Source organism: Streptomyces sp. SAT1, assembly GCF_001654495.1.
Classification (GTDB): Bacteria; Actinomycetota; Actinomycetes; order Streptomycetales; family Streptomycetaceae; genus Streptomyces; species Streptomyces andamanensis.
This window is the reverse complement of record NZ_CP015849.1, coordinates 364,051-374,205: the sequence shown is the minus strand read 5'-3', so window position 1 is coordinate 374,205 and position 10,155 is coordinate 364,051. Positions and strand designations below refer to the sequence as shown.

Annotated in this window: 11 protein-coding genes; 7 read left to right on the top strand and 4 right to left on the bottom strand. The window is 74.8% G+C overall.

Going from position 1 to position 10,155, the window contains the following annotated elements; all coding sequences use genetic code 11:
- Positions 1-119 precede the first annotated feature (119 nt).
- A complete protein-coding gene (locus A8713_RS01555) occupies positions 120-971 on the bottom strand; it encodes a LysR family transcriptional regulator (RefSeq protein ID WP_064531040.1) in 852 nt (283 codons plus the stop codon).
- An 80-nt stretch (positions 972-1,051) separates the two neighbouring features.
- Here A8713_RS01555 and A8713_RS01550 point away from each other — a divergent pair, with 80 nt between their 5' ends.
- The 4 genes from A8713_RS01550 to A8713_RS01535 all read left to right on the top strand — a co-directional run bounded on the left by A8713_RS01550 (position 1,052) and on the right by A8713_RS01535 (position 3,410).
- The gene (locus A8713_RS01550; protein ID WP_064531039.1) at positions 1,052-1,597 is read left to right on the top strand and encodes a cupin domain-containing protein; all 546 of its coding nucleotides are present in this window, start codon (positions 1,052-1,054) and stop codon (positions 1,595-1,597) included.
- Positions 1,594-1,956: a DoxX family protein gene (locus tag A8713_RS01545; RefSeq protein ID WP_064531038.1), complete on the top strand. Its 363-nt coding sequence runs from the start codon at positions 1,594-1,596 to the stop codon at positions 1,954-1,956. Before A8713_RS01550 ends, A8713_RS01545 begins: the two co-directional genes overlap by 4 nt.
- Before the next feature lie 205 nt (positions 1,957-2,161).
- Positions 2,162-2,737 carry a pyridoxamine 5'-phosphate oxidase family protein gene (locus A8713_RS01540; protein ID WP_064531037.1) on the top strand — a complete coding sequence of 192 codons (576 nt, stop codon included), beginning with the start codon at positions 2,162-2,164 and terminating at the stop codon, positions 2,735-2,737.
- 145 nt (positions 2,738-2,882) lie between these two features.
- Positions 2,883-3,410, top strand: coding sequence for a DUF4232 domain-containing protein (locus A8713_RS01535; RefSeq protein ID WP_064531036.1), 528 nt, complete (start codon positions 2,883-2,885; stop codon positions 3,408-3,410).
- Between the two features lie 74 nt (positions 3,411-3,484).
- Here the strand turns inward: A8713_RS01535 and A8713_RS01530 are convergent, their stop codons facing one another.
- The 3 genes from A8713_RS01530 to A8713_RS01520 all read right to left on the bottom strand — a co-directional run bounded on the left by A8713_RS01530 (position 3,485) and on the right by A8713_RS01520 (position 5,633).
- Positions 3,485-4,159 carry a TetR/AcrR family transcriptional regulator gene (locus A8713_RS01530; RefSeq protein ID WP_064531035.1) on the bottom strand — a complete coding sequence of 225 codons (675 nt, stop codon included), beginning with the start codon at positions 4,157-4,159 and terminating at the stop codon, positions 3,485-3,487.
- Positions 4,160-4,230: 71 nt separating this feature from the next.
- Positions 4,231-5,103: a 3-hydroxyacyl-CoA dehydrogenase family protein gene (locus tag A8713_RS01525; RefSeq protein WP_064531034.1), complete on the bottom strand. Its 873-nt coding sequence runs from the start codon at positions 5,101-5,103 to the stop codon at positions 4,231-4,233.
- Between the two features lie 149 nt (positions 5,104-5,252).
- Positions 5,253-5,633 carry a VOC family protein gene (locus A8713_RS01520; protein WP_064531033.1) on the bottom strand — a complete coding sequence of 127 codons (381 nt, stop codon included), beginning with the start codon at positions 5,631-5,633 and terminating at the stop codon, positions 5,253-5,255.
- A gap of 125 nt (positions 5,634-5,758) precedes the next feature.
- Here A8713_RS01520 and A8713_RS01515 point away from each other — a divergent pair, with 125 nt between their 5' ends.
- The 3 genes from A8713_RS01515 to A8713_RS01505 all read left to right on the top strand — a co-directional run bounded on the left by A8713_RS01515 (position 5,759) and on the right by A8713_RS01505 (position 10,139).
- Positions 5,759-6,850, top strand: coding sequence for a helix-turn-helix transcriptional regulator (locus A8713_RS01515; protein ID WP_064531032.1), 1,092 nt, complete (start codon positions 5,759-5,761; stop codon positions 6,848-6,850).
- Between the two features lie 263 nt (positions 6,851-7,113).
- Positions 7,114-8,370 carry an acyl-CoA dehydrogenase gene (locus A8713_RS01510; RefSeq protein WP_064531031.1) on the top strand — a complete coding sequence of 419 codons (1,257 nt, stop codon included), beginning with the start codon at positions 7,114-7,116 and terminating at the stop codon, positions 8,368-8,370.
- Positions 8,371-8,981: 611 nt separating this feature from the next.
- Positions 8,982-10,139 carry an LLM class flavin-dependent oxidoreductase gene (locus A8713_RS01505; protein ID WP_064531030.1) on the top strand — a complete coding sequence of 386 codons (1,158 nt, stop codon included), beginning with the start codon at positions 8,982-8,984 and terminating at the stop codon, positions 10,137-10,139.
- The last annotated feature ends 16 nt before the right edge of the window (positions 10,140-10,155 follow it).

Genomic DNA, 10,155 nt, shown 5'->3' with positions numbered 1-10,155 from the left:
GTGGTTGAGGAGACGGTGGCACAGCCGGCCCGGTTGCCCGCAGGTGAAGGCTTGTGCAATAGGCGAGTTGACGTCGCGTCAGTCCTCGGCCGCCGCGACCGGCGACCGGCGGCGGGGGTTCAGTCCCGGTAGGCGGCGACCGCGATCCGCACGAACGAGCGGACCAGCGGATCGGTGTCACCCTCGTGCCACGCCACCACCACCGGGCTGGGCGGCATGTCCACCAGCGGTACCACGGTCAGTCCCGCGGGCGGCACATGGTCCAGGAGCGTCACACCGACCGTGCCGTTCCACAGGACGGCCTGCTGGCACTCCTGGACGGTGCGCACCACCGGACCGAGGCGCGGCTCACCACCGCTCCAGTACGTCTGCCAGGCGGGGTCGGTGCCCTCCGGGAACAGGAACCAGCGGCGCTCGGCCAGCTCCGCGAGCCGCAGGCTGCCCCGGCGGGCCAGCGGATCGTCGGCGCGCAGCAGCGCGCCCACCGGATCGGCGCGCAGCTCGCGCACGGTCAGGCCGGTTACGTCGAACGGGCCCCGGGTCAGGGCGACATCGACCAGACCCGCCGTCAGCCCGCAGGCCGGGTCGGTCAGATCGGTGTCGCGGACCCGGACCTCCACCTGCGGATGCCGCCGCCGGTAGGCACCGGCCAGCCGGTTGGCGCCCGGATCGGAACTGTCGCCGAGGATCCCGACGGTGAGGACGGCGGTCCCGGCCGCCGCGGCCACCCGCACCCGCACCCGGTCGGCCTGGTCGAGCAGGGCGCGTGCCTCGTCGAGCAGCACCGCGCCGACCTCGGTGAGCGTCACACCGGCGGGCGAGCGGTCGAACAGCGCGGCGCCCAGCTCCGCCTCCAGCCGCTTGACCGCCCGGCTCAGCGGGGGCTGGCTCATGTGCAGCCGGGCGGCGGCCCGCCCGAAGTGCAGCTCCTCGGCCACCGCCACGAAATACCGCAGGGTCCGCAGCTCCATGCTGCAACGATACCCGTACGGTATCGGCGCTGCGGAACAGGTCTTGGACAGTGCGGGCGGTCCGGCCGTGGAATCGGAACATGACACATGAACAGCACTCCGGCGAGTCCGCCGCCCCCTCGCAGCACCAGCGGGCGGACACCGCCCCGGCCGTGTCGGTGGTCGGCCCGGACGAGGGCGAGACGATCCGGCTGGGCACCACGCGCATGCGCGTCCTGGAGGACGGCAGCACCACCGGGCACCGCCTCGGCCTCGCCGAATCCGTCCTCGCCCCGCACACCCCCGGCCCGCCGCAGCACCGCCACGCCCAGCACGACGAGGGCTTCTACATCGTCTCCGGCACGGTGCGCTTCACCGTCGGGCACGACGTCCACGACGCCACCGCGGGCACCCTCGTGATGGTCCCGCCCGGCGCCCCGCACACCTTCGCCAACATCACCGGCGAACCGGCCGTCATGGTCAGCACCTTCACACCGGACCTCTACGTGCAGTACTTCCGGGACCTGCGGGACCTGTACGCCGGGGACGGGACGCCCGACCCGGGGGAGACCGTCCGCACGATGCGCCGCTACGCCACGGAGCCCGCCACCGACCTCGCCCCGCGTCCCGGAGAGCGCCCCTCATGACCATCGCCTACGGCGTCGTCGCCGGTCTGCTCGCCCTGTTCTACCTCTACTCGGGCGCGCTGAAGGCGGTCCGCAGCCGTGCACGGCTCCAGCCGATGATGGCCTGGGTCGACACCACGCCGATGCCCGCCGTCAGGGCCCTCGGCGCGGTCGAGGTGCTCGGCGCGCTGGGACTGGTCCTGCCGCCGCTCACCGGCATCGCCCCCGGGCTCGCCCTGGCCGCCGCCCTCGGGTTCGTCGTCCTCCAGACCGGCGCGACCGGGGTCCACCTGCGCCGCGGGGACCGCGCGATCGGCCTCAACGTCACCCTGCTGCTCAGCGCGGCGCTGACCGTCTGGCTCGCCACGGTCTGGGTGTGACACGACCGGCTGTACGCGTCCGCCGGGCGCACGCGTCCGCCGGATCGTACGGGTCCGTCGGGCCGCGCGGGTCCGTCGGGCCGCGCGGGTCCGTCGTACGGCGACCCGTCATACGACGGTCCGCCGTAAGGCGATGACTCCGGCGCGGCCCGGCGGTCGTTGTACGGGAGAGGAACACCGAGAAGGAACGGAAAGGAACACCGCCATGCCCGTACAGCGGCCCACGACCGACTTCGACGCCCGCTACAGCTCCGCGCTGCGTCCCCGCCCGGGTGCCGCCGAGGCCACCGCCACCCCGTGGCCCGAGGCCGAGCGGCGGCTGCGGACGGCCGAGATCTTCTGGGTCTCCACGGTGCGCCCCGACGGCCGGCCGCACGTCACCCCCGTGATCGCGGCCTGGCACGACGGGACGCTGTACTTCTCCACCGGCCCCGGGGAGCAGAAGGCCAGGAACCTCGCCCGGGACGCGCACTGCGCGCTGACCACCGGGGCGAACGCGCTCACCGAGGGGCTCGACCTCGTGGTCGAGGGGCGTGCCGAACAGGTCACCGATCCGGCCCTCCTGGAGGAGGTGATCGCGGCCTACGAGGCGAAGTACGGGCCGCACATCACCTCGCCCGAGGGCACCTTCCACGGCATCGGGGACGCCTTCCGCGACGGCGGCGCGGTGGTCTTCGCGGTGGCCCCGGCCACGGCGTACGGCTTCGGCCGCGACCAGGGTGTCTACACGCACACCCGGTGGACCTTCCCGGCGGCTGAGGCGGCCGGGAAGGAGTCCTGAAGCCGCCGGGACGCCCACGGCGGGCCTCCGCCTGTGGCAGTCCTGAGACATTCCCGGCCCGGGGGAGAGGGCAGGCATGGTGTCGACCATGGTTCCGGCGGAGGACACCCGGTGGGGCCATCAAGCAAGGCAAGGAGTGTTCAGCATGCGTTCCCACACGAAGTACGCGATCGCCGTCGCCGCCGCCGCGCTCACGGGGGTGGCCTGTACGGGCGCCGCGCAGGCGTCCCCCACGGCGCACCGCACCGCCTCCGCGGTGACCCGCGCCGCCGCCCCCTCGGCCTGCCGTCCGGCCGACCATCTCGCCCGGATCACCCAGGACCGGGCCAGCTCCGGGCACAGCCACTACCGCGTGACGTTGACCGCGCCGCGCGGGTACGAGCCGTGCACGCTGGCCGGCTCGCCCACCGACGTGCGGTTCTCCCGGCACGGCGGACAGGTCGCCGTCGCCGCCGGCCACTACGGGGACCAGAGGACACCGGTGACCTTCGGGCCGGGCCACCCGGTGCACTTCGACATCCAGGTGCCCGGCCAGGGCCGCGGGGCCGCCGCCGACGAGGTGGCGTTCACGCTGCGCGCCCCGGACGGGGAGATCCCCGGCACATCCGTCGGCGAAGGCACCCTCACGGTGACCCCCGGCACCCTCGTCGGGCCGGTCCGGAGCGGCGCCTGACCCGCCCGCCCGGTGCGTCCCGGCGCGGTGCTCGGGCACCGCCGGGGACGGGACGCGCCGGGCACTCGCGCGGCTCACCCCTGAAACGGGCCGCCCACGGTGTCGTCCGCCGGGGTCCGGGCGGGCGGCGCGGTCGTCCTCGGCGCCTCTTCGGTCAGGGCCTCGATCAGATGCGGGACGAGGCGGTGGGAGAGGCCCCGGACGTCGCCGTCCCGGGTGCTCTGGATCAGCTGGAGCGCGGTCAGGCCCTCGGACAGCGCGACGATCAGCCGGGTCAGGTCCTCGGCGGGCACGGACGGCCGGCGGCCGGTCGCGCCCAGCGCGCGCAGGACCAGGCGCGACAGGCCCTCGGTGAGCCGTTCCTCGTGCGCGGCCAGCGCCCGCGCGGTCTGCGGGGAGCGCGCCGCGTGCAGCGTGAACTCCATCGAGACCACGAACCAGCGCCGCTCCTCGGGCCGCTCCCCGATGCGGTCCAGGAACTGCGCCACGGGATCGGCCTCCGGGTCCAGCCCCGCCGCCGTCTCCTCCAGCCGGGCCAGCAGCCGGTCGGTGTGCGCGTCGTACAGGGCGAGGAACAGCTCCTCCTTGTCCCGGTAGTTGGAGTAGAAGGCGCCGCGGGTCAGTCCGGCCCGCTCCACGATGTCGCTCACCGAGGTGGCGTGGAAACCCTTCTCGGTGAACAGGGCCAGCGCGCTCTCCAGCAGGCTGGCGACGGTGCGGGGACGTCGCTTCGTGGGGGACTTGGGCAAGACGGGACCTTTCGTACGGCGGTGGCGCGACGGCCTCTGCGGGACCAGTGTCCAACGGCGCGCCCGGTGGGTCAGCCGCCGGTGCCGTAGTCGTCGTAGAAGCCCTGCCCGCTCTTCACCCCGAGGTGCCCGGCGTCGACGTACCGGTGGAGCAGTTCGCGCGGGCCCGCGGGCAGCTCCGGGCGCTCGGCGGCGTAGTGGTTCTCGATGTCCAGGACCACGTCGAGGCCGACCTTGTCCATCATGCGGAAGGGGCCGGCCTTCGAGCCGGTGTTGATCTGCCACATGCGGTCGATTTCCTGCGGGGTCGAGACACCCTCGGCGACCACGGCCAGCGCCTCGCGCTTGATGGCCGCCCAGATGCGGTTGAAGATGAAGCCGGTGCTCTCGCGGCGGGCCTCGAAGGGGTGGATCCCGTACCCGGGCAGCACCCGCAGCAGCAGGTCGAGGACCGCGCGGTCGGTGCTGCCGCCGGACATCAGATCGACGGCCGGCTGCTCGGGCGGCATGTAGAAGTGCAGGTTCACCACGCGCTCGGGCCGGCGCACCCGGTCGGTGAACTGCCGCGCCGGGTACGACGAGGAGTTGCTGGCGAGGATCGCGTCCGGGTCGGCGAGCCGGTCCAGCTCCCCGAAGACCTGCTTCTTCAGCTCCAGCTTCTCCGGCACCGCCTCGACCACCAGCCAGCTGCCCGCCAGCGCCGCGGCCTCGTCCTCGCTCGCGACGGCCGTCCCGGGCGCCCCGCCGGGCACCTTCGCGGCGACCTCGCCGAGGTGCTCCTCGACATAGGCGCGGGCGGCCCGCGCGGCGCCGGGGGACGGGTCGTAGATCCGCACCTCGCCGCCGCGGTCGGCGAACATCAGCGCGATACGGCGGCCCAGGGTGCCGGCGCCGATCACGGTCACGGGCCGGTCGTCGACCGAGTCGGGGACGGTGAAGGTCATGGTCGTCTCTCTTCCGCTTTCCGCTCTCCACGGGGGCCGGGCGCGGACGAGCGCGCGGGCTCCGGATGCGGGTGGCCACACTAAGGGATACACCCTGTATCGGATACATAGTGTATCCGATACAGGGTGTATGGCAACCGGACCGGCCCTCACTCCGCGGCGGCCGGCGGGGTGAAGAAGTTGACCAGGTTGCCGTCCGGGTCGCGGAGCAGCAGCGAGCGGTTGCCCCAGGGCATGGTGGTCGGCTCGGTGACGAAGTCGGTGTCCGTACCGGCCAGGTCCCGGTGGACGCGGTCCACGTCGTCGACCCGGAACTCGACGATCACGCTGTGGTTGTCGGCCGGGCGGGCGGAGCCCGGCGCGAAGAGCGGCACGGTGCGGGTGCCCGCGACGGCCAGGGTCGCGGTGGGGGTGCGCAGCTCGGCGAAGTCCTCGGTGGCCCAAGCCGCGGCCACCCCGGTGGCCCGCTCGTAGAAGGCGACGAGGCGTGCGACGTCGGCGGTGATGATGCGGATCGAGACGAAGTCCATGGCGTTCTCCTGTGCTTCTGCGGCATGCCCGATGGGGCGGTTGCGGCTCGTGCGGCCGCTGCGTCTTCGAAGGTAGAACAGATAGTGGACAGAACCGGTCCACTATTGCGGCTAGCCTCCACGGCATGACCCGACCCACCGGACGCGTGCTCACCCTCCTGGAACTGCTGGAGTCGGGCGGCACCCGGACCCTCGCGGAACTCGCCGACCGGCTCGGCGTCGACCCGCGCACCGTGCGGCGGTACATCGGCCACCTGCACGACCTCGACATCCCCGTCGAAGCGGTGCGGGGCCGCTACGGCGGCTACCGGCTGGCCCCCGGCCACCGGCTGCCGCCGCTCATGCTCGGCGACGACGAGGCGCTCGCCGTCCTGCTCGGCCTGGTCGCCGCGCGCCGGACCGGTCTGACGGCGGCGACGGCCACCGCGGGCGAGACGGCGGCGGCCAAGATCCGGCGCGTGCTGCCCCGCCGTCTGGCGCACCGGCTCGACGCGGTGCTGGACTCGCTCACCTTCACCGGGCCGCCCGGCCCCGGCCCGTCCGCCGCCCCCGACGCCGGTGTCCTGCTCACCGTGGCCGACGCGGTACGCCACCGCCGCCCCCTCTCGATCAGGTACACCGACCGCCGCGGCAGGCACAGCGAGCGCACCCTGCACGCGGACGGGCTCGTGGTGCACTCGGGCCGCTGGTACGTCACCGGAACCGACCCCGGCATCGGGGAGGAGCGCACCTTCCGCCTCGACGGCATCACCGGCGCGCGCACCCTCCCCGGGACGTTCGAGGCGCCCGCCGCCGGGCCCGAACCGGCGGAGCGGGTCCTCACCGGCTTCGCCACCGCCGCCTACCGGCACGAGGTGGTGCTGCACATCCACGGGACGGTCGCCCGGATCCGCACCCGGCTGCCCGCCTCCGTCGCGACCGTGGAGGAGGTGCCGGACGGGGCCCGGGAACCGGCGTCGCGGGAAGCGGCGGCGGCGGACTCCGGGGGCGAGTACGGGGCCGGGGGCGGGGCCGGAGGAGAGAGCGCGGACCTTGTTCCCGAACGCTGGTACCGCGTCACCCTGCGCGTGGAACGGCTCGACTGGCTGCCCCCGGTCCTCGCCTCGCTCGACCTGCCCTTCGCCGTCGGGCGCCCCGGCGAACTCCGCGACCTCGTCGCCGCGTTCGCGGACCGCCTCGCCGAGAGCGCCCGCCGGACGCTCCCCGGACCGCCCTGACGCACGCGGCGTACGCACTTGTCGTACGCACTTGTCGTACGCAACTGTCGTACGCGCCTGTCGTACGCGCCGCTTTGGGCACCCGCCGGGTCCCCGCGTCCCTGCGTCCCGAGGCGCGGGACGGCCATGTCCGCCTGGCGGACGCCCTCTTGCCGGGGCCGGGCCGGGCGCCCAGGATGATTCCCTACTTATCCGATAGGGAAAATGGAGAATGGTGGGGTCGCCGTGAGCACACCCGTTGCGCGTCCGTCCGGGGTACGACGATGAGCGGGGCCGCGGAGGCCGACGACGTCCATGGCACCGACGACGCCGCCGGGGCGACCGGGATCTGGAAGCGGGTCGCCCAGGACCTCGCCGACGATCTCGCGGTGGACGCGATCGACCGCGACCGGGCCGGCAAGCCGCCCTACGACGAGGTGGCCCGGCTGCGCGACTCCGGCCTCACCGCCGCCCTCGTACCGCCGGGCGCGCGGGGCGCGGGCACCGGGTGGCGGGACGCCTGCGACATCGTCCGCCGGATCGCGGTCGCCGACGGCTCGATGGGCGAACTCCTCGGCCGCCACTACGTCCTGTCCTGGACCGCCCGCTTCCTCGCCGAGCCGGGCCACGCGGCCGAACTGGAGTCCCGTGCCGTGCGCGAGCAGTGGCTGCTGGCGGGCGGCACCGGACCGGACGGCACGGACGAGGCCCGGCACCTCGGCGACCCGGGCGTCGGCCTGACCCTGACCCGGGCCGGCGGCGGCTACCGCCTCAACGGCCGGCGGACCCTGCCCACCGCCGTGGACACGGCCGACCGGCTCGTCCTGGACGCGGTCCGCGTCTCCGGCGGCGACGCCCTCGTCGTCCTGGTGGACCCGCGCCACCCCGGGGCCGGCCGCACTCCTGTGACCGACCGGCTGGGCCAGCGGCTCACCGGCGCGGGCACGGTGGTCTTCGAGGACGTGCCGGTCGGCCCGTCCGACGTCATCGGCGCCGCCGCCCACGACGAGGACGCGATGGCCCCCTCGGCCACCCTCGCCCCGCTCGCCCTGCGGCTCATGCTCGCCCAGGTCGTCCTGGGCGTGGCCGAGGGCGCGCTCGCCGAGGCGCGCGACCTGGCCCGTGCCGCCTCCCACGCCCGGCCCGTGACCGAACCGGCGCTCTGTCCCGACCTGCCCCCGGGCGCGGACGCCGACATGCTGCTGGCCTTCGGGGAACTGGCGCTGGCCGTGCACAGCGCCTCGGCGGTCGTCGACCGTGCCACGACCGCCATGGCGCGGAGCCTGGCCGCCGGACCGGAGCTGGACACGGAGCGGCGCGCGGACGCCGCCGCCCTCGTCGCCGCCGCCGAGGCCGTCACGGCGCGGTCGGCCCTGCGCGCCGGGGAAGGGGTCCTGGAACTGGCGGGCGCCGAGGGGCTCGACCGGTTCTGGCGCAACATCCGGGTGCTCACCGGACGCGGTCCCGCCGCCCCCGTCCTGCGCTCCCTCGGCGACCACTTCCTGCACGGCGCGCGCGCCTCGTCGGCCCCCTGGAACTGAACCCCGGGACCGCCGGGCCCGGCCACCGCCCTCCCCGGCCGCCCTCCCCGGCCGACCTCCCCGGCCGACCTCCCCGGCCGACCTCCCCGGCCGACCTCCCCGGCCGACCTCCCCGGCCGACCTCCCCGGCCGCCCCCCCGGCCGAGGCCCCGCCGACGGCCCGTCAGGAAGGGTCCGGCATCCGGGCACCTGTTGACGGGCGGCGCGATCTCTTGCTCAATGGAGGGCATGACGGCCCGGCGGCAGCGCTTGACCACGCGCGACCACATCGACTTCGGTCGGGTGTGGTCCGCGGCGTGTCGCGCCTGACCCGGCAAGGGCCCGCCCGACCGGCCCGCCCCGCTGCCTCCGGGTGACCCCACGCGGACCGAGCGGTTTCCGCGCGCGTCCGCGGCCCCGGCGCTTCCTCCGCGCACCTCTCCGTACCCGACGCCCGGATCCGTACCCGACGTCCGGTTCCGCCCCCGACGCCCGAAGCCGTCGCATCGTCCCCTCGTCGCGTCCCCGCCGCGCTGGACCGGCGGCGCGGCGAGCCGACGCCGCCACGCCCGCGCGCCCCACCGCCCACCGACCTTCTCCCCAGCAGGCCCATCGGACGAAAGGCCACTCGCATGCCCGTGGAATTCCTCGGCATCGCCGCCACCAACGACGGCTCCGAGACCACCCCGCGCTCCGGCGCCGCCTTCGACAAGGACTACACGCTCCGCCTCGCCCGAGCGCACGAGGAGTACGGCTGGGACCGGGTGCTGTTCGCCTACGGCTCCGGTTCCCCGGACCCCGCGCCGGCCGCCGCGTACGTGGCGAGCCGCACCGAGCGGCTGGGGGTCCTGCTCGCCCACCGGCCCAACGTCTCCTACCCCACCTTCGCCGCGAAGACCTTCGCCACCCTGGACCAGATCAGCGACGGCCGGCTGACCGTCCACTTCATCACCGGCGGCAGCGACCACGAACAGCGCCGCGAGGGCGACACCCTGACCAAGGACGAGCGCTACGCCCGCACCCGCGAGTACATCGGCATCGTCAAGAAGATCTGGACCACCCGCGAACCCTTCGACCACGAGGGCGAGCACTACCGCTTCCACGACTTCGTCAGCGACGTCTTCCCCGTCCAGCAGCCGCGCCCCGGCGTCTCGTTCGGGGGCTCGTCGCCCGCCGCGTACGCCGCGGGCGGCGCCGAGGCCGACATCTACTGCCTGTGGGGCGAGCCGCTGGCCCGGACCGCCGAGCAGATCGAGTCCGTGCGCGCCGCCGCGCGGGCGGCGGGCCGCACCGGCCTCCCGCGCATCCAGGTCGCCTTCCGCCCGATCATCGCCCCGACCGAGGAACTGGCGTGGGAGAAGGCCCACCGCACGGTCGGCGCCATCCGGGAGCGGCGGGCCGCCGGTGCCGTACGGCACCACCGGGGCGACGCGCCGCAGAACACGGGCTCCCAGCGGCTGCTCGACATCGCCGCGCAGGGCGAGCGCTACGACCGCGCGCTGTGGACCCCCACCGCCGCCGCGACCGGCGGAGCGGGCAACTCCAACGCCCTGGTCGGCACCCCGGAGACGGTCGCCCGCGCGCTCCTGGACTACTACGACCTCGGCGTCGACATCCTCTCCGCCCGGGGGTACGACCTGCTGGACGACGCGATCGACTTCGGCCGGTACGTGATCCCGCTCGTCCGCGAGGAGGTCGCCAGGCGCGACGCCGAACGCGCGGGCGCGGCCGCCGCCGACGCGGCCGGGCAGGGTTCCCGGGTGCTGGCGCAGGCGGGCGAACGGGCGTGAGAAACACTTGATCTGA